The sequence below is a fragment of the Anoxybacillus sp. CHMUD genome, assembly GCF_013096965.1.
Lineage (GTDB): Bacteria > Bacillota > Bacilli > Bacillales > Anoxybacillaceae > Anoxybacillus > Anoxybacillus kestanbolensis_A.
Window position 1 is genome coordinate 97935 of sequence record NZ_SDLG01000005.1, and the last position, 20419, is coordinate 118353.

Annotated in this window: 21 protein-coding genes and 2 pseudogenes; 8 read left to right on the plus strand and 15 right to left on the minus strand. The window is 40.9% G+C overall.

What is annotated here, in order from left to right:
- Window positions 1-31: 31 nt before the first annotated feature.
- The 9 genes from ETB99_RS05130 to cysK form a co-directional block, all read right to left on the minus strand.
- Window positions 32-1264 carry a competence/damage-inducible protein A gene (locus tag ETB99_RS05130; protein ID WP_171700071.1) on the minus strand — a complete coding sequence of 411 codons (1233 nt, stop codon included), beginning with the start codon at window positions 1262-1264 and terminating at the stop codon, window positions 32-34.
- Window positions 1265-1286: 22 nt separating this feature from the next.
- The gene (gene pgsA, locus ETB99_RS05135; RefSeq protein ID WP_004890673.1) at window positions 1287-1865 is read right to left on the minus strand and encodes a CDP-diacylglycerol--glycerol-3-phosphate 3-phosphatidyltransferase; all 579 of its coding nucleotides are present in this window, start codon (window positions 1863-1865) and stop codon (window positions 1287-1289) included.
- A gap of 29 nt (window positions 1866-1894) precedes the next feature.
- Window positions 1895-2794, minus strand: coding sequence for a helix-turn-helix domain-containing protein (locus ETB99_RS05140; RefSeq protein ID WP_171700072.1), 900 nt, complete (start codon window positions 2792-2794; stop codon window positions 1895-1897).
- Window positions 2795-2803: 9 nt separating this feature from the next.
- Complete coding sequence (locus ETB99_RS05145; protein WP_129000221.1) at window positions 2804-3595, minus strand: DUF3388 domain-containing protein; 792 nt, start codon at window positions 3593-3595, stop codon at window positions 2804-2806.
- 179 nt (window positions 3596-3774) lie between these two features.
- Window positions 3775-4023, minus strand: a complete 249-nt coding sequence (locus tag ETB99_RS05150; protein WP_004890680.1) for a DUF3243 domain-containing protein — start codon at window positions 4021-4023, stop codon at window positions 3775-3777.
- 65 nt (window positions 4024-4088) lie between these two features.
- On the minus strand, window positions 4089-4802 hold the full coding sequence (gene ymfI, locus ETB99_RS05155) for an elongation factor P 5-aminopentanone reductase (protein WP_077428320.1): 714 nt from the start codon (window positions 4800-4802) through the stop codon (window positions 4089-4091).
- 6 nt (window positions 4803-4808) lie between these two features.
- Window positions 4809-6089 carry an EF-P 5-aminopentanol modification-associated protein YfmH gene (gene yfmH, locus ETB99_RS05160; protein WP_171700076.1) on the minus strand — a complete coding sequence of 427 codons (1281 nt, stop codon included), beginning with the start codon at window positions 6087-6089 and terminating at the stop codon, window positions 4809-4811.
- Window positions 6086-7363 carry an EF-P 5-aminopentanol modification-associated protein YfmF gene (gene yfmF, locus ETB99_RS05165; RefSeq protein WP_171700077.1) on the minus strand — a complete coding sequence of 426 codons (1278 nt, stop codon included), beginning with the start codon at window positions 7361-7363 and terminating at the stop codon, window positions 6086-6088. The genes yfmH and yfmF overlap by 4 nt, the downstream gene beginning before the upstream one ends.
- Before the next feature lie 46 nt (window positions 7364-7409).
- The gene (gene cysK / locus ETB99_RS05170; protein ID WP_077428317.1) at window positions 7410-8327 is read right to left on the minus strand and encodes a cysteine synthase A; all 918 of its coding nucleotides are present in this window, start codon (window positions 8325-8327) and stop codon (window positions 7410-7412) included.
- A 144-nt stretch (window positions 8328-8471) separates the two neighbouring features.
- Here cysK and ETB99_RS05175 point away from each other — a divergent pair, with 144 nt between their 5' ends.
- Window positions 8472-8837 carry a rhodanese-like domain-containing protein gene (locus tag ETB99_RS05175; RefSeq protein ID WP_077428316.1) on the plus strand — a complete coding sequence of 122 codons (366 nt, stop codon included), beginning with the start codon at window positions 8472-8474 and terminating at the stop codon, window positions 8835-8837.
- 12 nt (window positions 8838-8849) lie between these two features.
- Here the strand turns inward: ETB99_RS05175 and ETB99_RS05180 are convergent, their stop codons facing one another.
- From ETB99_RS05180 to ETB99_RS05190, 3 genes and pseudogenes are all read right to left on the minus strand, one after another.
- Window positions 8850-10994, minus strand: coding sequence for a DNA topoisomerase III (locus ETB99_RS05180; protein WP_171700078.1), 2145 nt, complete (start codon window positions 10992-10994; stop codon window positions 8850-8852).
- A 46-nt stretch (window positions 10995-11040) separates the two neighbouring features.
- Window positions 11041-11268, minus strand: a pseudogene (locus ETB99_RS05185) (YidC/Oxa1 family membrane protein insertase); the annotation flags it as partial.
- A 232-nt stretch (window positions 11269-11500) separates the two neighbouring features.
- Window positions 11501-11788 (minus strand): MerR family transcriptional regulator, encoded by a 288-nt coding sequence (locus ETB99_RS05190; RefSeq protein ID WP_006323413.1) that lies wholly within the window; start codon window positions 11786-11788, stop codon window positions 11501-11503.
- A 189-nt stretch (window positions 11789-11977) separates the two neighbouring features.
- On the opposite strand from ETB99_RS05190, the gene ETB99_RS05195 reads away from it, so the two are divergent.
- The 7 genes and pseudogenes from ETB99_RS05195 (at window position 11978) to ETB99_RS05225 (ending at window position 17364) form a co-directional block, all read left to right on the plus strand.
- Window positions 11978-12154 (plus strand): hypothetical protein, encoded by a 177-nt coding sequence (locus ETB99_RS05195; protein ID WP_171700079.1) that lies wholly within the window; start codon window positions 11978-11980, stop codon window positions 12152-12154.
- A gap of 513 nt (window positions 12155-12667) precedes the next feature.
- A complete protein-coding gene (locus ETB99_RS05200) occupies window positions 12668-13027 on the plus strand; it encodes a Na-translocating system protein MpsC family protein (protein ID WP_006321933.1) in 360 nt (119 codons plus the stop codon).
- A gap of 119 nt (window positions 13028-13146) precedes the next feature.
- Complete coding sequence (locus ETB99_RS05205) at window positions 13147-14136, plus strand: sodium-dependent bicarbonate transport family permease (protein ID WP_006321927.1); 990 nt, start codon at window positions 13147-13149, stop codon at window positions 14134-14136.
- Between the two features lie 80 nt (window positions 14137-14216).
- Entirely contained in the window at window positions 14217-15335 is a 1119-nt protein-coding gene (locus tag ETB99_RS05210; protein WP_077428311.1) for an NAD(P)/FAD-dependent oxidoreductase, read from the plus strand.
- A gap of 36 nt (window positions 15336-15371) precedes the next feature.
- Window positions 15372-16022 carry an MtnX-like HAD-IB family phosphatase gene (locus tag ETB99_RS05215; RefSeq protein WP_077428310.1) on the plus strand — a complete coding sequence of 217 codons (651 nt, stop codon included), beginning with the start codon at window positions 15372-15374 and terminating at the stop codon, window positions 16020-16022.
- Window positions 16019-17055, plus strand: a pseudogene (locus ETB99_RS05220) (iron-containing alcohol dehydrogenase family protein). Before ETB99_RS05215 ends, ETB99_RS05220 begins: the two are co-directional and overlap by 4 nt.
- A 54-nt stretch (window positions 17056-17109) precedes the next feature.
- Window positions 17110-17364 carry a sigma-G-dependent sporulation-specific acid-soluble spore protein CsgA gene (locus ETB99_RS05225; protein ID WP_077428308.1) on the plus strand — a complete coding sequence of 85 codons (255 nt, stop codon included), beginning with the start codon at window positions 17110-17112 and terminating at the stop codon, window positions 17362-17364.
- Window positions 17365-17398: 34 nt separating this feature from the next.
- On the opposite strand, the gene ETB99_RS05230 is transcribed toward ETB99_RS05225, so the two are convergent.
- The 3 genes from ETB99_RS05230 to hutI form a co-directional block, all read right to left on the minus strand.
- Complete coding sequence (locus ETB99_RS05230; RefSeq protein ID WP_077428307.1) at window positions 17399-18130, minus strand: YkgJ family cysteine cluster protein; 732 nt, start codon at window positions 18128-18130, stop codon at window positions 17399-17401.
- Between the two features lie 92 nt (window positions 18131-18222).
- On the minus strand, window positions 18223-19173 hold the full coding sequence (hutG, locus tag ETB99_RS05235; protein ID WP_129000213.1) for a formimidoylglutamase: 951 nt from the start codon (window positions 19171-19173) through the stop codon (window positions 18223-18225).
- The gene (gene hutI, locus ETB99_RS05240; protein ID WP_253263549.1) at window positions 19157-20419 is read right to left on the minus strand and encodes an imidazolonepropionase; all 1263 of its coding nucleotides are present in this window, start codon (window positions 20417-20419) and stop codon (window positions 19157-19159) included. The genes hutG and hutI overlap by 17 nt, the downstream gene beginning before the upstream one ends.

The following is a 20419-nucleotide window of genomic DNA, read 5'->3' on the forward strand; positions in this document are numbered from 1 at the left end:
GCCAAGAAAAAAACGAATAGATGTTCGTAAATCAATGCAACAATTGTAGTAAATAATAACAACCATATTTTGCAGTACGCATCCGAACGGCTTGACGATCACCGGATAATGTAAGTGCAAACGTTTTTGTCCCTCGTTCTGTGGCAATCCCTATCCATACTGTTCCTACTGGCTTCCCTTCCAAATCGTCCGGTCCTGCGACGCCTGTAAAGCTTATACCGATATCACTTCGACAAAGTTTTCGAACATTTTCCGCCAACGATTGTGCACATCGCCCGCTCACTGCCCCCTCTGTTTGTAATATTTCTTTCGGCACATGAAGCACATTTTCCTTTATTTCATTTGTATAACATACAACCCCTCCTGCTATGACAGAAGAAGCTGTCGGAAGAGCAGTCATTTCCTTTAAAAACAACCCCCCCGTTAAGCTTTCAGCAACAGCAAGTGTCTTATCCTTTTCTTTTAACGTAGCTAACAGTTTGCTAAACAACGTTTCATCATTGTAACCGTAAAAATAAGGGCGAACACGCGCTAAAATATTTTCCTCTACCTCGTCAATCAGCCGCTTCGCTTCTTCTTCACGTTCATGCTTTGCTGTCAAGCGGAGAGTCACTTCACCGTCAGACGCAAGTGGAGCAATCGTCGGATTCGTTTGCGCATCGATCAAATCTTCAATTTCTGTTTCTAGCTGTGATTCCCCGATATGAAAGAAGCGAAGAACACGTGAAACAATTTTTTCGCGAACGTGACGCTTTTGCAATAAAAAAGGACGTCCATATTTCATGAACATCGGTTGCATTTCTTTTGGCGGCCCCGGAAGAAGCATATACGTCACATGATCAACAACAAGTGCCATTCCAGGAGCCATCCCATGTTCATTTTTTAACACGTGACTTCCTTCTAATACAAGCGCCTGTTTTCGATTGTTTGGGGACATCGGACGATTTGTTTTTGAAAAATAATCACAAATGGATTGCCATGCTTCTTCGTCTAAAACGAGCGATTTATTTAACATCTTTGCAATCGTTTCTTTTGTTAAATCATCTTTCGTCGGTCCAAGTCCCCCCGTAAAAATAATCAAATTCGAGCGTTGCTTTGCTACTTCAATCGCATGTGTAAGCCTTTGAGGATTATCTCCAACAACCGTATGGTAATATACATCTATCCCTATTTCAGCTAATTGTCGAGATAAAAATTGAGCATTTGTATTTGCAATTTGGCCAAGTAAAAGCTCCGAGCCAACGGCGATAATTTCTGCTTTCATCCTTCTCCCATCCCCTTTTTATTTACTTCGAATGACGAAATGCGTGTTTATTTTTAACAAAGTAATCCCATCCTGACCAGATTGTGAAAATGAGTGCAATCCATAAAGAAATGTCCGCAAACGGAAACGACAGCAGGGAGAAAGGAAGATTGTGCAAAAGAAGGGCGGCGATCGCTACAATTTGCGTCCACGTTTTAATTTTTCCAAGCATGTTCGCTGCCACCACTTCCCCTTCCCCTGCTAACACAAGCCTCAATCCGGTTACCGCAAATTCACGACTAATAATAACAATGACCATCCACGCTGGCGCCAAATCCAATTGAACGAGCGCAATGAGCGCAGCCGATACAAGCAATTTATCTGCAAGCGGGTCAAGAAATTTTCCTAAATTCGTTACTAACCCATATTTTCGTGCATAGTATCCATCAATCCAGTCTGTTGTTGATGCAATAATAAAAATAAGCGCAGCAACAGCGTGTGTCATCGGCAATTGCTCTGTTCCGATTTGAATCATACCTAAGTCAATCGGTGCCAAGAGGAAAATTAGGAAAAAAGGAATAAGTAGCATTCGGGCAATTGTAATTTGATTCGGTATATTCACAGTACTAACCTCCAACACGTCATACAACATCATTGTTTTTTATAAACAATCGTAATATCTTGACGCACGTGATCACTTGGATTAACAGGGTATTGAAGTGTTTGTCCATTTATTTTCACTTCTGTATTTAATGTTTGACCGATGACTAATAAAACTTCTGTTTCGTTCGTCAAATCGAACGTTTCAGCTTGATTAGCATACATCATTTTGCGCGTGAATGCTTTTCCCTTCCCGTTTTTCACTTCAATCCACGCATCACCCTTTGTTGCAATGTCAATGATCAACTGTTCCCCTGTGACTTCAAGTGTCGATTTTCGACCATTCGTGTCTACTACTTTAATCATTGCTGTCGATGGTTGCTCTTGCTCTTTTTCTAGTTGTTGTTCGTTCTGTTTTTCAGATTGTTGTTCATTTTGTTTTTCAGATTGTTGTTCATTTTGTTTTTCAGGCTGTTGTTCGTTCACCTGCTCAGATTGCTCAAATTCTGTCTCCTCATTTATCACTTGCTCTTGCGGTTGTTCATCCATCGTTCGGTTTTGAAAGAAAAACCATAGAACAACTGCTACTCCAACAGCTAACATACCGATTAAAATTTTGGGGAGGATATTCAGTACTTTTTCACCTTGTTCTGATAATTGTCGCGATTTAACACGCGATAATTCGCCAGGAAGTTCTTCTTGCTGGGCATTTGGAATTTCGTTTGCGTATTGTTCAAACAGCTCTTCGGGATCAAGGCCGACCGCTTCAGCATACTGACGAATAAATGCGCGAACATAAAACTTCCCAGGCATAATCACATAATTTCCTTGTTCAATTGCGATCAAATATCGCTTTTGAATTTTAGTGATTTCTTGTAAATCATCTAAACTCATATTGCGCTGTTCTCTCGCTTCTTTTAAACGCTTCCCTAACTCTGTCAACGGAAACACCTTCCATCTTTAAAAGTCGATATTCGAAAAACCGTCGTTGCCGAAGAAAGAAGATTGGGCAACAAGATCGTACGTAATTTCCTCATCTGCATCATGACGCAATTCAATAATATAATCAAAATCATCAAGTTTATATTCCGTATGCCTTACAAAAATATCGGGATGTTCAATCACTTTTGTTGCTGGTAATCGCATCAACTCACGAATCAGTTGCCAATGCCGCTCATTTGAGCGACGTGTTGATACAATCCCATCAACAATAAATACATTATTTTCGTTATACTCATCTTCAATTAATTGGCTACGGACTGTTTGCTTAATTAACGTAGATGAGACAAATAGCCAACGTTTATTCGCACATACGCTCGCAGCTACGATGGATTCCGTTTTTCCAACACGCGGCATACCACGAATGCCAATTAACTTGTGGCCTTCTTGCTTAAATAACTCAGCCATAAAATCGACAAGCAATCCTAATTCGTCACGAACGAACCGAAACGTTTTTTTATCGTCGGCATCACGCTGAATATAACGTCCATGCCGAACGGCGAGACGGTCGCGTAGCTTCGGTTCGCGCAACTTCGTCACCGTGATATCTTCCATCGTTGCCAAAATGGATTGTAGCCGTTCAATTTGCTCATGGCTTTTGCACAACAAAAGCATCCCTCGACGTGAATCGTCCACCCCGTTAATTGTGACGATGTTAATGGACAACATACCAAGTAGCGATGCAATATCCCCTAACAATCCCGGACGATTGATATGTATTTCATATTCTAAATACCATTCTTTTTTTTCCATATACCCCTTCTCCCCTTTACGTTACACGATACGATCCTAAAGGAACGCTTTGTCGAAACACGCATGTATGTTTATTTTACCATCTGAATGCGAGAATGAAAAGGACAGACAACCGTTTTTTGTGAACAGATAAACATAGTAAAACAAGCTGGCGAATGTCACCAGCTTGCCCATATTACTTACTTATTTTGTACAAGTTTAATCATCATGTTGGCTATTGCATGTTGCTCTTGCTCATTTGCTACGTGCCACAAATCAGCAAGTACACGCTCTTCCGGGTTTTTCGGATCGACTTGTTTTGCCAAGTAGTCGCCAATCTGATAAGCGATATCCGAAATGACTTGTTGGTTCATCCCTTGCGCTTCCGCTTGATGAAGACGATCAGCTAAAAAGCTTTTCCATTGCTCAAAATTATCAAGAACAGACATATGCAAACCTCCTTGAAATTCGTTTCAAGAACAGTTTGCCTTATGAAACAAAAAATTATGCTTGCTTAACAATACCAACCGCCATTGACGGATAAAATTTGTCCTGTAATATACGATGCATCGTCAGAAATTAAAAACGATACCGCTTTAGCTACATCTTCTGGTTTCCCGATTCTCCCGAGTGGAATCTCGTTCGCTAACGCTTCTAACTCCTCTGCAGTAAACTCCTGAAGCATCGGTGTATCAATGGCTCCTGGAGCAATGGCATTTACTCGTATGTGGCTTGGCGCAACTTCTTTCGCTAACGCTTTGACGAACGTATTTTGCGCGCCCTTCACCATCGAATACAATACTTCGCATGACGCCCCTGTGAGTCCCCAGATCGATGAAATGACAACAATTTGTCCGCGACGTCGCTGAATCATAGAGGGCAACAACCGTTTCGTCAATAAAAACGGACTTGTCACATGCAACTGTACCATGCGCTCGACTTGTTCGTCAGTCATGTCCGTCACCAGCCCATATGTACTCATTCCACTATTATGAACGAGCACGTCAATTGGATGAAAAAGAGACGACACTAACGTATCGACCCCAGAAGGATGAGATAAATCGGCCTGAATGGCATATATGTCTGTTGATAATTGCTTCATTAAAGATTGAACAGATTGTTCATTTTTGTAGTAATGTAAATACAATCCATACCCATCTTTTGCGAGCTGTCTGGCAATTTCCTGTCCAATTCCTCCACTCGCTCCTGTAACTAAAGCATATTTCATCACATTTCACCTTTTCGGAACAACTTGGCATACCGTAAACTGTTCGGGTACAAAACATTCACGGGCTACCGCTTTTATATCATCCGATGTCAATGATTGTAACGCCTCTACAACATCGAATAAACTCATTTGGTCGAATGCGTAACGAGTAAATTGATTCGCAATATACTCAAGCGAATTCAACGATCGTAAAAACGAGCCGATTTTTTTTCTTTTCATCCGCTCCACTTGTTCATCACCAATATCGGAAAACTGCACAAGAATGCGTTGAATTTCTTCTGCTAATTGATCAGGGTATAATGTGTCGCCACCAATTAAACCAAACCCAAAATCACTTTCTTCTGTATAATCAACCATAAATGTTTCATCAATTAATCCTTGTTGATATAGCCGCTCATAGTGCGATGAACTTTTTCCAAACAAATGATCAAGCAATAATCCCATCGCGCATTCATGCTTTAATTTTTCTTTTCCTTTTGTATATACATTTTTCGCCTTTATACCAACGAGACATTTAGATGTCTGTACATTCATTTCAATGACATGTTTTTCACGGGCGACATGGGATGGTTCTTCATAGTGAAATCGCTCAATGTCTGTTGGCGAACGGAACGTTTTTTTTGCTTGATTTGTGCGAATTTGTTCGAGTATAGTCAATGGATCAACTGGACCGGTAACAAACAACAACATATTACTCGGGTGATAAAACGTTGCATAGCATTCATACAATAAGTCTTTCGTAATATGTGAAATCGACTCCACTGTTCCTGCAATATCAATTTTTACAGGATGATTGTGATACATGCTTTCAATTGTTCCGAAATATAGACGCCAATCCGGGTTATCGTCATACATACGAATTTCTTGAGCGATAATCCCTTTTTCCTTTTCGACTGTTTGCTCTGTAAAGTATGGTTCTTGAACAAAATCAAGTAAAGTTTCTAAGTTTTTTTCTACATTTGTCGTACTCGAAAATAAATAGGCGGTGCGTGTGAAAGATGTAAAAGCGTTCGCTGATGCCCCTTGCTTACTAAATATTTGAAATACATCGCCATCTTCTTTTTCGAACAATTTATGCTCTAAAAAATGAGCGATGCCATCCGGCACTTTTTTCATACTCGTTTTTCCATATGGAGTAAAATAGTTATCCACCGAACCGTATTTTGTCGTAAACGTTGCATATGTTTTATTGAATTCTTTTTTCGGTAAAATGTAAACATCTAATCCGTTGTTTAATCGCTCATAAAATAATTGTTCTTGCAACTGATCGTAGCGAATAATCTTCATTTTTTCTCACCTTCCTTCTCTGTTAAAAAATAAATTGTATCTAATTCAATTTTTTCACCTATACGAACAATATCCTCATACGTCACTTTTTCAATCGCTTCTAACCACTCATCTAATGGACGTTGCCGCGTCGCGATGACGTTATGATAAGAAATTTCAATCATTCCACGCGCTGTATCAACCGTTTCTAATAATTGATTACGAATGACTGCTTTTGTTTGAATAATTTCCTCATCGCTAAATTGCCCGTTACGCATCGCCTCTGCCTGAGCATGAATAATTTCAAGTGCACGCTCATAATTGCTCGGTTCAATTCCTGCCATGACCATCATCATTCCTTGGTGACTTTCGATACGCGAAGCTGCATAATAAGCTAAACTTGCCTTTTCGCGCACATTCATAAACAATTTTGAATGTGCAAACCCACCGAAGATCCCATTCCATACTTGTAACGCATCGTAATCTGCATCGTTGTATGTCGTATTTGTTCGATAACCAAGATGTAGCTTTCCTTGTTTCACATGTTGTTTTTCTATAACTTCTTGCACGCTTGTTCGTTTTGGTAACGTTGTCGTTTCAGTTGAACGTAAAGAACGAGCTTCTAACGGAAAACGTTCCACAACATCATGTTCTACGTCCGTTAACGCCACATCTCCGACAATGTATAAGTCTATTTCATCGTGTTTCAGCATGTGTTCGTAATGTTTATATAAACGTTTAGCATCAATTGTATCAATATCGCTCAGTTTACCGTGAACATCGAGTGCATAAGGCGAACCTTTATACATCTCTTCGATGAGTCGATGTTGAGCATATCGCATTTTATCATCAAACAACGATTGTATTTTTTGTTTCAATGCCCGTTTTTCTTGCTCAACAATCGCAACAGAAAATCCACCTTGTTCAGTAAGTGGGCGAAATAGTATGTCGCTAAAGAGGGTCAACGCTTCCCGTAATAGTGGAGATGTGGTGCCTAAAAATTTTTCGTTTGCCACATCCATTCGAATCGTAATAATATGATTTTCTCCTTTTTTCGCTAAATCGACTTGTAACGTAGCACCATATAGTTCGTCTAAATATGTACGTAACGCTTTCATCGACGGATGTCGCTCGGTAGCGTTTTGTAACACATACGGAATAAGAGCTCGCATCGTTACATCTCGTTCACATAACGGTGCTTTCATCTTTAATACGAGCGTATTCGTCTTATATTTTTTCGTCGGAATGACATGAAGACGAAGGCCTCCTATTGTTTTTACTTCTTCTCGAAACATACAATCACTCCTTTTTATTTCATAGCCTCGACAATTTTTCTCTCTCTTATCCGTTAAATAAATCGGAGGACAAATATCGCTCTCCTGTATCTGGTGCCATACAAAGCACACGTGCGTCTTTCGGGAGAGTTCGCGCCACTTGAACCGCACAAAAGGCAGCTGCCCCAGCTGAAGCCCCCACTAAAATCCCCTCTTCTGCAGCTAATCGCCGCGCCATCATCTGTGCTTCTTCATCTTTGACAAGCAAAATATCATCATACACCTTGCGATTTAAAATAGGCGGAATAAAACCTGGTCCAGTACCTGGAATTTTATGCGGCCCCGGTTGCCCACCCGAAAGGACGGGAGACCCATATGGTTCCACAACATAAATGCGTAAATGAGGGAATGTTTTCTTCAACTCCTCCCCTGTTCCTGTTACCGTCCCCCCTGTTCCTGCTGTAAGCACGAACGCGTCAATTCCTTCTGGAAATGCCTCTACAATTTCAACTGCTGTACTTATTCGGTGAGCATCTGGATTTGCTTTATTTTCAAACTGCATGGGTATAAAGCTGTTTGGAATACTCTCCGCAAGCCGATATGCTTCATCAATCGCCCCTTGCATGCGCAAAGCTGCAGGGGTTAAGTGAACTTCCGCACCATATGCTTTTAATAAATTCACCCGTTCCTTTGTCGCATTATCTGGCATCGTGATGATGCAACGATAACCTTTCGCTGCGCATACCATCGCTAACCCAATTCCTGTATTCCCTGATGTTGGTTCAATAATCGTGCTTCGAAAAGGGACAATTTTTCCCTCTCGCTCGGCCTGCTCAATCATTCGTTTAGCTGCACGATCTTTTACACTTCCACCTGGATTGAACGACTCAAGCTTTATATATACACTTGCTCCCTCCCGAAAAACAACCCGATTGAGCTTAACAACGGGCGTATTTCCAATCAAGTCGATGATAGATCCGCACATGCTCTCTCCTTCTTTCCATGTAAACCTTTCTTCCTATTGTACTACATATAGACATAACAATGGTGTCGAAACGTTTGAAGAAATCGAAAAAATAAGCTAGAATACACATATGGGTATTTGATTATATGCGGAGGCGATAATTTCATGCAAAAATGGTTTTCTTTTTTATTTACATTTCTTTTCATCATAAGCGGATGTGCACAAAACCGTTATACAAACATTTCTGTCGATGAAGCTGCACAAATGATGCAAAAAGAGGACGTTGTTGTGCTCGATGTCCGTACAGAAGAGGAATATGCTTCCGGTCATATTCCTGGAGCTATTTTATTACCTTTACAACATCTTCCAGATCGTGTAGATGAACTGAACAAAAACAAGACGTATATTGTCGTTTGTCGTTCCGGTAATCGCTCAGCGCAAGCAAGCGAATTGCTAGTAAAAGAAGGCTTCTCAAGTATATATAATATGACCGGCGGTATGAATGAGTGGAAAGGCGAAGTTGAAAAATAGGAGGGAAGCCTCCTATTTTTCAAACGAAAACGATATACGTTTTTCTTTTTCATCCCATATAACCGCAGCATTAAATGTGTTTTCTCCCTTTTTAAACCCTTTGATAACACTCGTTTTTCCTTCTGCTAATAATTTTTTGACGTTTGCTTGTGAGATCGATTTGCCCAATATCGTTTTTGAAATAGTAAATGAGCACTTTGTTTTTGCATAGTTGACACAACCGTAAAACGAACCATTATCAATGACCGAGCCCCCACAAAGCTTGCAAACCCCGACATGTTTTCCGATCGTTGTTTTTTTCTTCTGCTGAATCGAAGTGGTATCTAGTCCTTCAAATGACCAATGATTTGCCACTTGTACCGCATCGGCCACAATTTTCGCTGCCAATTTTTTCACTTGTTCCATAAATGCTGTGGCCGATGCTTTTTCTTCGCCAATTTCACTTAATCGTTGTTCCCATTTTGCTGTCATTTCAGGAGACGCCAAAAGGTGCGGGCCGATTGCGTCAATCAATACTTTTCCTTTATCAGTTACATATACTTGATTATTTTTTATCTCAATATAATTTCTCTGTTTTAGCGTTGTAATAATGGAGGCGCGGGTAGCTTCCGTCCCAAGTCCTTCTGTTTTCGCTAATACTTTCTCCAGTTGTTCGTCATCTAAAAACTTCCCTGCTGTCTTCATTAACGTGATCAGTTCGCCTTCTGTATATCGCTTTGGCGGCTGTGTTTTTCCTTCTTTCACATACACATCATATACCATTCCTTTTTCTCCACTTTGTACATTCGGTAAAAGTTGTACATCATCATCTTGTGACATAAGGACGTCCCGCCATCCTGCTTGTATTTGTTTCTTTCCTTTTGAAATAAAGCGAGCACGTCCATCGACAACGGTTACAATCGTTGTATAATCAAATATAGCTTCTTCACTATGAGCAGCAATTAATCTCCGAACGACAAGGTCGTAAATATTTCGCTCATCCTGACTTAACTTTGTCAAATTCGGCACTTGTTCAGTTGGAATAATGGCATAATGATCTGTTACCTTCTTTTCGTTTACATAACGTTTATTATGTAAAATCGATTCGTGAACGAGTGGAAAATAAGGAGCATACTCTTCCTTTTGTGAAAGTTGTTTTAAGATATGTGGAAATGTTTCCGCTTCTCCTTTAGTTACATATTGTGAATCGGAGCGTGGATACGATACATACCCCTTTTGATATAGTTTTTGTAGTATATCTAATGTTTTTTGCGGCGAATATTTAAACCGCTTGTTTGCCGCTGCCTGCAATGTTGATAAATTAAACAAAAGCGGTGGTAAAAATGTTTTTCGCTCACATGTAACTTCTGCTACCTCTACTTGTTTTTGTCTGCAAAACGCGCTCACTTTCTCAGCAAGCTCTCGATCGTATGTGCGCGTCTCATTTTCGTGCCACCACTTTCCTTCGTATCGTTTTCCGTCCACATCAAATGTAGCAACAACTTCCCAAAACGGCTCCGAGCGAAACTGTTCAATTTCTTTTTCTCTTCTCACAATTAGAGCAAGCGTTGGCGTTTGTACACGTCCAACGGAAAAGACATCGTTCATTCCCTTTTGTTTCAATAAAATCGTATACACCCTCGAGGCGTTTATACCGACAAGCCAATCTGCACATGTTCGCGCATACGCTTCCTCGTATAAAGGACGTGTCTGTTTTTCATCCAACAACTGACGAAATCCTTGTTCAATAGCTTTCGGTGTTAAAGATGAGATCCAAAGCCGTTTGATCGGTTTTTTTACACCACTCATGTAAATAATGTTTCGAATGATTAATTCTCCTTCTCTCCCTGCATCACCAGCATGAATAATCTCAATCACTTCTGGCTTACGAAGCAATTGTTTAATGATCGCAAACTGTTTCGCCTTTTTTCGATCAATCTCGTACTGAAAACGATCTGGAATGATTGGTAACGTATCAAGTGTCCACCGCTTCCAACTTGCTTCATACGTTTCCGGAGGAGCTAATTCAAATAAATGTCCAACTGCCCATGTCATATAAGCACCTTTCGGAAACATCTCATTCGGTAAAATTTCAATATATCCTTCTCGTTTTTTTGTTTGAAAAATCGATGCAAGCGTCTTCCCTTGATCAGGTTTTTCAGCAATAATAACTTTCATTTTTTCACCCCTTGACGAAAAGAAACCTGCTCAGCTAGCGAGCAGGTTATTTGGCAGTTTCTACTTGATGCTTCTTCCATTGCGCACGCATCACAAGCGACTGAATAATCGAAAAACATCCACCAACGACCCAATATAGCGATAAAGCGGAAGGGACAGAACTTGCCCCCATAAAAATCATCACAGGCATAATATATGACATGATTTTCATTTGTGTCGCTACTTCTGTTGTTGTGGCAGATGGAGATAAACGCATTGAAATAAATGTCGTTAAGTATGTGTAATGGCGTATATGTGTATGCATCGCTCATCTTTTTGCAACCGTTCATATCGTATGTGACGAAGCGTTGAATAGTGACGGGGTAATTCGCTTGTCGCTTCACATAGCACGTCATCGCCACAACGAACATACTGAAGAGCGATACATACGTAAATACATCGAATGAAAACTCCATAAACATGACCATTCCCCTTCCACCATCAATTATAACATGGAAAAGAGAAAATTACATGCGAGAACGAAAATGAGCGTTGATTTGTCCTTTTCTCATCGTTTCACGAATTTCTTTCATCATTTCATAGCGAATTTCCCGTGTTTGCACTCCTTCCTCTCGTTTGTTTGCAATCTCAACGAGCCATTCAACATCTGCGAAAGAATACTTTCTCGTCCCTTTTGACCGATCAGGAAAAATAAGTTGGCGCTCCTCATAATACCGAATTTGTCTCGGTGACAAACCTGTTAACTCACTAACAATACCAATTGAAATAACTTTTTTATGTTTATACGACTCCATCCTCATCCCCCTCATGCACGTTATATTTTATAACATTAATATACTGTATTTTATGAATATTGAAATGAATTTTGTTATAAAAAGTAACAAAACTTATTATTTATGTTATGAAAAGTAACAAAAGTGCTGTTTACAACATAGAGAAGCGATATAATGATTATCAAATAAATGACGGAAGGAGGAAAGGAAATGGGAACCCTTCTGCAAATAACGATGAAACAAAAACAATTTTATATCGACAAACTGCATGAAGAAGGAGAAATACATCATTGGACACTAACAGAACTGCGAAAAAAATATGAACAACTTCGAAAGGAGATTGCCGATGGAAAAGAAAGCTATAGATTTAGCAAAACAAATTATTGAGCTTGATCTGCAGCGAGATGCAATATTCGAGCAACTACTTGCACTGTTTGGCGATCACGCCTATGAAATATTGCGGCATATACAAAACAAGTATTAAAGGCTCTTAGCGACAACAAGAGCCTTTCACTATTTTTTTCTTATGCGGGCTACTTCAGTACACGTATTTGTTTGTTTGCTGAAATCGTAATCTCACCTTCCCCAATTTGCTCGCCGTCTGCATGGAGAGGAAGAGACGTGTTGCTGCAAATATGAATATATTTCCCTCGAAACGTATGTACTTCTATCTTTTCCCTTGACATAACTTTCAAACCTTTATAAAATAAAAAACAAATTGTTGCACCGAACGATTGATAGCAAGCTCGTTTTATTGTTTTGCCTTAGCGTTTTCGACATGGCCACATGGCGAAAACGAAAGGGTTAACATTGAGGCGAGTTAAGCTAAAAATACATCGGTATGTTTCACTTCATCTATACGTGAGGCATGCCGTTTTTTGTTTCTAAAGGGGGATCAACGTGAAAACAAAAGGAGAACTAGAAGATCAAATTAGTCGCGCGCTCACCCAATGGGAAAAAGAATATTTAGGCCGCGGTCCACTCTCTGTGAAAACAGATATTTTACGAAATATGGTGATCGTGCAATTAAGAGGCATTTTAACTCCTGCCGAAAAAGTATTGTGCGAAACAAAAGAAGGGATGTTGTCGATTAAACGCATTCGCGCAGATTTAATTGAATCAGGTAGCGAGCAACTAAAAGAAATGATCTATACACTAACAGGTAAGCAAGTAACAAGCATGCATACAGACATTAGCACAAAAACAGGAGAACGAATGATTGTCTTTTTACTACAAGAACCAATTGACATACAAGGTTGATCTTTTAAAGGCCCTTATGGTCAGTAAAAGATAAGCCGGAAATATTTTTCGATCCGATCGAAAAATGTTTCCGGCTTTTTTGTTGAATATAAAAAAGAAACATAAAGGAGAGGATTACGATGCAAGAAATGGTTATCAACAATTTAACATCGCCCGCCATTTTATTTTTTATTCTCGGCATTATTGCTGCTCTCGTCAAATCAGATTTAAAATTGCCAACAGGATTAAATGAATCGTTAAGCATCTATTTGTTAATCGCAATCGGAATGAAAGGTGGCATTGAACTTGCGGAACATTCTTTTCATGAACTCGTTCGCCCGTTAGTTGGAACATTATCACTTGGTATCATCATCCCAATTATTACGTTTGCTGTTTGTCGTCGTCTTGGCATTGATCGTAAAAACGCAACAGGTATTGCCGCAACATATGGTTCAGTTAGCATCGTTACATTCGGTGCTGCACTCGCTTTTGTCGAACAAGCAAATATTGCGTACGAAAGTTACATGAGTGCATTTGTCGTTCTGTTAGAGAGCCCGGCAATTATCGTATCGCTTGTCATATTGAAATTGTTAGAAAGTCGCTCATATAAACAAGAAATGGTATATCGCTTCTCAGCTACATCGGTATACGGACCGATCATTAAAGAAGGGCTATTCGGAAAAAGCGTCTTTTTAATGGTCGGTAGCCTTCTTGTTGGGCTAATCGGTGGAGATCGTGCGCTTACGGTTGTGAAACCGTTGTTCATTGATTTATATCCAAGCGTTCTTGTCCTCTTTCTACTCGGCATGGGCCTAACAGCAGGAAAACAACTTGCAGCTGTACGCAAATATGGGGTCAAACTGCTCGCATTAGGGATTCTTTTACCTCCTGTATACGGCTTTTTAGGAGTGGTAATCGGTTATTATTCAGGATTATCTTTCGGGGGAACGATTTTACTTAGCGTACTCGCCGCAAGCGCCTCATATATTGCAGCTCCAGCTGCGATGCGCGCATCGGTGCCAGAAGCGAATCCGGCTATCTATCTTGGCATGGCGCTCGGGCTTACATTTCCGTTCAACTTAACAATCGGCATGCCGCTATATTATGAAATGGCGAAGTGGTTCTATTAAAAAAGCAAGGGGCTCCCTTGCTTTTTTATCGTCTTATGTTATTGTAATGGTACAAAACAACAAAAGAAAAGGTGTGAACAATGAATCGTTATATCGTCATTGGCGCTGGAATTGTTGGCGCTTCTGTTGCTTTTCATCTCGCAAAAGAAAAGGTAGAGGTTGTGATTATCGACCGTGAAGATCACGGACAAGCAACCAATGCAGCAGCAGGAATCATTTGCCCGTGGACGTCACAACGGCGAAATAAAAAATGGTACGCACTTGCGAAAGGTGGTGCCGCATTTTACCCTTGCCTCATTGAACAATTGCAAACATACGGTTACGAAACGGGATATGAACGTGTCGGAGCGATTTGTTTACATCATGATCTCGATAAATTGAGAAGTATGGAAGAACGCGTACTCAAGCGGCGTGAGGAAGCTCCTGAAATAGGAGAAGTCACTCGGCTGTCTTCAAAAGAAGTAAAAACTCGATTTCCTGTGTTACGTGATGAATACGAAGCGCTATATGTCAGTGGAGCTGCCCGTGTAGACGGACGTGCCTTGAGACGCGCTCTCATTCATGCTGCCACTCACTTAGGGGCAACATATATAAAAGGTGATGCAACACTTTTGCATGAAAATGGCCGAGTCATTGGTGCCTCAGTAGCGAATGAACGTTACGAGGCGGATGCGGTCGTTGTCACAGCAGGTGTTTGGGCAAAATCGTTACTTTTGCCACTAGGTATTGAATTTCTCATCACGCCACAGCGAGCACAGATCGTGCATCTACAACATCTTGAACAACATACGGATCATTGGCCTGTCGTCATGCCTCCAAACAATCAATATTTACTTGCCTTTCCAAACGGGAAAATAGTTGTTGGCGCGACGCATGAAGACGGTGTTGGCATTGACTGCCGTGTGACTGCTGGTGGATTATACGAAGTGTTACATAAAGCATTAACTATTGCCCCTCACTTAGCGGATTGGACCCATGTGGAAACACGTGTTGGCTTCCGTCCCCACGCACCGAACTTTTTACCTATATTTGGTGCCGTCCCACAAATCGAAGGCCTTTACGTGGCGAATGGGCTTGGCGCATCCGGCCTGACTGCAGGACCGTATGTTGGAGCAGAGCTTGCGAAAATGATTCTTGGGCAGCCTACTTCATTACAACAAAGCGACTACGATGTTGCCCAAGCGATTCAATTTCTTTGATGAATGCATATACAAAAAAAAAACGAAGGTTATCTCATGAACAAATGGGCTTTTGTTTCTGATTTTGACGGAACGATTTCGCATAAAGACTTTTACTGGATTGTTATTGAAAAATATTTTCCTGAAGGGAAACGATTATTCGAACAATGGCGTGCTGGAAAAATAAAAGATATCGACTTTTTAAACACTATTTTTACATCCATTCATCAAGATGAAGAAAAAATCATTGAAGATATTCATCACATCCCGATTGATGAAACAGTTTTACCTTTTATTAAACACGTTCAACAGAGCGAAGGCGATTTTTATGTATTAAGCGCCGGAACTGATTACTATATCCGACACATTTTCAAAAAATATGATATACGTGGCGTCGATATTTTTTCTAACGAAGGATATTATCATGATAAAAATATTCATATGCGCATTAATCCAAATCATATTCATTATTCCGAACGGTATGGCATCGATAAATCTAGCGTCATTCGTACATTGAAACAAACGTATAAAACCGTTTACTTTATTGGCGATAGTGAACCAGACGTTCATGCAGCGAAAGTAGCCGACGTGACATTTGCCAAAGGAGCTTTACAATCATTGTTGCGTGAAAAACAAATTCCATTTGTTCCTGTGGACACATTTGCGGATGTTGAACGTTATTTACAAGAAAAAGGGGTATTGACATGAACATCCCAATTCCATCTATTCTTGAAATTGGCGAAGGTGTCATTTGGCGCATAGACGAACTGATAAAAACGTATCGTTTTTCCAAAGCTGTTATCTTATTTGATGATTTCACTTATCAAACGTACGAGCAAGAGATGAAACGAGCCATTTCATCTGCTGTTGTTCATACCGTTTGCTTACCACCACAGCTTGATATCGTAGACATTATGAAAAGGGCGTTTGAACTCCCCCACTGCGATGTGATGATAGCAATGGGCGGCGGGGCAGTCATTGACTGCGGCAAATATATGGCATTTTTACGACAAGTGCCGTTTCTTAGCATACCAACATCTGCGTCAAATGACGGTTTTGCAAGCACAAACTGCTCGTTACTTGTCAATGGTAAAAAACAACCGTTCCCGCTAAAGTACCGTTCGGCATTTTGGCTGATTTACATATCATTCAGCAAGCTCCTGATCGTTTTATTTTAGCAGGAGTAGGCGATTTAATGTCGAACATTACAGCGTTATATGACTGGGAATTTGAACAAAATCACGGCGTCAGTCGGGTAAACGCTTTTGCAGCGATGATTAGCAAAAAAACAGTCAACAGCTTTATCCGTACACCAATGCAAAATATTAAACATCCTATTTTTCTAAAAGAATTAATTAGTTCGTTAACAATGGGCGGCATTTCTACTGTGATTAGCGGAAATAGTGCACCGATTAGCGGATCTGAACACCTAATCTCCCATGCACTTGACAAAATCAGCCCGTCGCCACATATGCATGGCATTCAAGTAGGAATCGCCACATATATCATGGCACATGTTCAACAACATCGGGCTGAACGTATCACAAAAGTGTTTACACGTACTGGATTTTTCGATTACGTCAAAACATTACAGTTGAACAAAGAGGAATATCGTCAAGCAATCCACATGGCACCAACCATAAAACCAAACCGCTATACGTACATTCACGACGAAACATATCGAAAACGAGCCGTTCAACTGCTTGATGAAGACCCTATTTTACAAGAGATTTTCGCATAGCGACACATATTTCATGACAAAATCGCCCACCCTACTGTTAAGGAGGTGGGCGAGTTGAATCAAACGTTAGCTTATTTACGCGAAGCGTTAGCAAACTACGCTGACCGTCATCACACGGTAGCCATGCATTTATATAAAAAACTAATAAGTAAACCATACAAAAGTGAAGAACAATTCGTCCGCGACTTATCACCAAAAGAAGTCGCCTTTTTAGATCGCATGCTACGTCAAGAAATGAAGTATGCAAAGGAAGAACAAGACAATATTCGTGTTTATCATTTAAATGAAGTGTATGAACAATTAATTTGAGTAACAATGCCTAGCGCCTCGATTAGTGCTAGGTTTATTTCTTTTCATCCACGAAAAAACGAAACAAATAGTCCATGTCAAACAAGTCATCTGGATAATCGATCCCAACATCTTCTCCTTCATAAACAAACGTTTGAATGAAATCGTGAAGCGCTTCGATATAAAACTCGTATAAAAATTCATAACTAAATGGCTCATCAGGCAAATATGATTCAGCACATACATTCGGAGAACAGTAGTTTAAATACGTACGACATGGTATTGGCCTTACTTCATAAATCAAACATGTATTTGTTTGGCGATTTAAAAATATACATGGCAATTGTTCCTTCATATATGTTTCTTTGAAGTGATGATCTTCTGTAAAATCTAACATGTTTACTCGTTTTATTTTTTCAGCATAATGTTCACCATACCATTGAATATGTTCATGAATCCACTCCTGCTCCCGTTTAGGTAGTTCAGCGATTTTCATCATGATCCATTTTGCTTCTGCTCTCGTTGTAATGATTGGAAAATAGCAACAATACGCACACCCTTTTGCGCAAGTTGAACGAATGTTTACCTTTCGCTCAATCTCACGAATATGTTCATCAACAAGAAAAAGCAATTGTTTAAAGGCTAGGAACATGAATTGTTTCCCGTTCTCCCCGGTATATCGTTCTAACCACATATCAACTGCATCAACAAATGCTTGGCCATTGGGCATATGTTTGTCATTTATTTTCTTGCAAATTTGGACAATTTGATCGTATGTTAAAGGCATTCACTGCTCTCCTTTCAAATGGGTTTGCTTTCATTCCAATCATACAAACGGAGCCGCTTTTTGTCGATCTGTTTAACATAAAAAAGGATGACCTAAAAGTCACCCTCCTTTTTCTCTTTTAAAAACTGTAAAATAAACCACGCCGCTAGTCGGCTTGTCATTTGGCGAAAATCAATTGTCGGGTCGATTTCGACAATGTCCATTGCCTGCACCTTATCATAGCGAGCAAGTAGCAAAATGGCTTGCAACAGCGTGCGGCTATCCATCCCACCTGGCCCAATCGCTGGACACCCAGGGGCAAATGCTTGGTCAAGCACATCCATATCGACCGATACATATACCGCGTCCACGTCCGATAACATCTGCATACTTTTTTCGATAATCGTTTGAATGCCGAGGCGATACACCTCTTCGACCGTATACATCGTCACCCCACGTTGTTTTCCGTATTCCGTATACGCGCGGCTATTCGCAAAGTCACGCAACCCAATTTGTACAAGTTGACTGCCATCAATAACACCCGCTTCGATTAACCGACGAAATGGCGTACCGTTTGTTGGTCCCCCGTCTTCTAAGTTGCGTAAATCGTGATGGGCATCGAACTGGATCATGCCAATTTTTCCTTTTTGCTTTTGCCAGCCGCTAACAACTGGAAACGTGATAGAGTGGTCGCCACCGAGGGCAATCCACTTCGACTCGGGATATAAAGCAACGACTTGTTCGACCGTTTCAGCAATGCGTCTTTGTGATTCAACGATATCGGTCGGATGCATCACAATATCGCCATAATCAGTAACCGTGATGTCCGCTAAATCAATTCCCGCTTCAATCGAGTATGTGCTATAAAACGACAACGCTTGCCGAATCGCCTGTGGAGCAAATGCCGCACCCGAATGGCTAATCGACGATTTAGACAGCGGCACACCAATTACACCGATGTTACCCGCCTGTTTTCCATCCCACGGAACGAGCAATTCGTTCGCTTTTTTCACATAGCGGTCTTGAAAAGTTGCTTTTCCTGCTTCTTTAAGATACGGAAACATCACCTTTTCCCCTTTCGCTCACCACTTTCCCTTCTTTTAGAACCATTCGGACATGATTGATTCCGTAATGGTATGGTACGTACATATAATTCGGCGCATCCCATAGAACGATGTCCGCTTTTCTTCCGATCATAATTCGCCCTGCGTCTTGTCCGCGATTGACCGCATATGCCGCATTGACGGTTACCGCATGCCAAATTTCTTCTGAAGTCATTCGTAAATATAGTGCAGCAAGCGTCATAATGAATTGCAAATTTTCTGTTGGCGAGCTACCTGGGTTAAAGTCTGTCGCAAGCGCCACTGCTGCCCCTTCGTCGATCATTTGCCGTGCGTTTGCATACTTTCCTTTCCCTAAATAAAAAGACGTCCCAGGAAGCAATACAGCGATGGTGTTTGAATGGGCAAGTTGATGAATCCCTGCGCTAGATGCCCCAACAAGATGATCGGCACTTACCGCTCCAACTTCAACCGCTAGCTCCGTCCCACCTAGCGAATCAATTTCATCAGCATGAATTTTAACAGCAAACCCTTTTTCTTTTGCTTTTTGTAAAAAGAGGCGTGACTGTTCGACCGTAAATACACCTGTTTCACAAAAAATGTCGGCAAACTCGGCAAGCTGCTCTTGTTTAATGACATCCATGAAGTCGACCATTTGCTGTAAAAAATCATCCGGATGGTTTTGATGTTCTGTAGGAATCGCGTGTGCGCCTAAAAATGTTGACACAACTTCTACGGGGTGCGTTTGGTGTAGGCGCTTCGCCACACGCAATTGTTTCCATTCTGTTTCCTCGTCTAATCCGTAGCCACTTTTTGCTTCGACCGTTGTCACCCCGTACGAAAGCATGCGATCCAAATGAACGCGTGCTTTTTCGTACAGCTCTTCTTCGCTTGCTGCTCGCGTCGCGCGTACGGTCGACAAAATACCACCACCACGCTTTAAAATCTCTAAATACGGAACACCTTGCTGCTTTAGCGGTAGTTCATGTTCGCGCGAGCCAGCAAATACAAGGTGTGTATGCGGATCAACAAGCCCTGGTGTCACAAGCTTCCCTTCTGCGTCAATGATATGTTTGGCAGAAATTGTTTTCGTTTCTTCATTGCTGCCAATCCACGCCACACGCCCATCTTTTATTCCGATCGCTGCCTGTTCCATCAAAGGGAGCGTCTTCATCTGCTCCCCCTTTACCGGTCCGTCCCCTTCCATTGTTAACAATTGCCCGATATTCACAATCAGTGTGTCCATCAA

What these genes read in the sequence shown, in the direction of transcription:
- ETB99_RS05215 (WP_077428310.1), top strand. Translation starts at nt 15,372, where the DNA reads ATGAACAAATGGGCTTTTGTTTCTGATTTTGACGGAACGATTTCGCAT.
- ETB99_RS05175 (WP_077428316.1), top strand. Translation starts at nt 8,472, where the DNA reads ATGCAAAAATGGTTTTCTTTTTTATTTACATTTCTTTTCATCATAAGC.
- ETB99_RS05190 (WP_006323413.1), bottom strand. Translation starts at nt 11,788, where the DNA reads ATGGAGTCGTATAAACATAAAAAAGTTATTTCAATTGGTATTGTTAGT.
- ETB99_RS05145 (WP_129000221.1), bottom strand. Translation starts at nt 3,595, where the DNA reads ATGGAAAAAAAAGAATGGTATTTAGAATATGAAATACATATCAATCGT.
- hutG (WP_129000213.1), bottom strand. Translation starts at nt 19,173, where the DNA reads ATGTTTCCGTATCTTAAAGAAGCAGGAAAAGCAACTTTTCAAGACCGC.
- ETB99_RS05180 (WP_171700078.1), bottom strand. Translation starts at nt 10,994, where the DNA reads ATGAAAGTTATTATTGCTGAAAAACCTGATCAAGGGAAGACGCTTGCA.
- ETB99_RS05230 (WP_077428307.1), bottom strand. Translation starts at nt 18,130, where the DNA reads ATGCCTTTAACATACGATCAAATTGTCCAAATTTGCAAGAAAATAAAT.
- ETB99_RS05205 (WP_006321927.1), top strand. Translation starts at nt 13,147, where the DNA reads ATGCAAGAAATGGTTATCAACAATTTAACATCGCCCGCCATTTTATTT.
- ETB99_RS05150 (WP_004890680.1), bottom strand. Translation starts at nt 4,023, where the DNA reads ATGTCTGTTCTTGATAATTTTGAGCAATGGAAAAGCTTTTTAGCTGAT.
- yfmH (WP_171700076.1), bottom strand. Translation starts at nt 6,089, where the DNA reads ATGAAGATTATTCGCTACGATCAGTTGCAAGAACAATTATTTTATGAG.
- ETB99_RS05130 (WP_171700071.1), bottom strand. Translation starts at nt 1,264, where the DNA reads ATGAAAGCAGAAATTATCGCCGTTGGCTCGGAGCTTTTACTTGGCCAA.
- ETB99_RS05210 (WP_077428311.1), top strand. Translation starts at nt 14,217, where the DNA reads ATGAATCGTTATATCGTCATTGGCGCTGGAATTGTTGGCGCTTCTGTT.
- ymfI (WP_077428320.1), bottom strand. Translation starts at nt 4,802, where the DNA reads ATGAAATATGCTTTAGTTACAGGAGCGAGTGGAGGAATTGGACAGGAA.
- cysK (WP_077428317.1), bottom strand. Translation starts at nt 8,327, where the DNA reads ATGTGCGGATCTATCATCGACTTGATTGGAAATACGCCCGTTGTTAAG.
- ETB99_RS05195 (WP_171700079.1), top strand. Translation starts at nt 11,978, where the DNA reads ATGGGAACCCTTCTGCAAATAACGATGAAACAAAAACAATTTTATATC.
- yfmF (WP_171700077.1), bottom strand. Translation starts at nt 7,363, where the DNA reads ATGTTTCGAGAAGAAGTAAAAACAATAGGAGGCCTTCGTCTTCATGTC.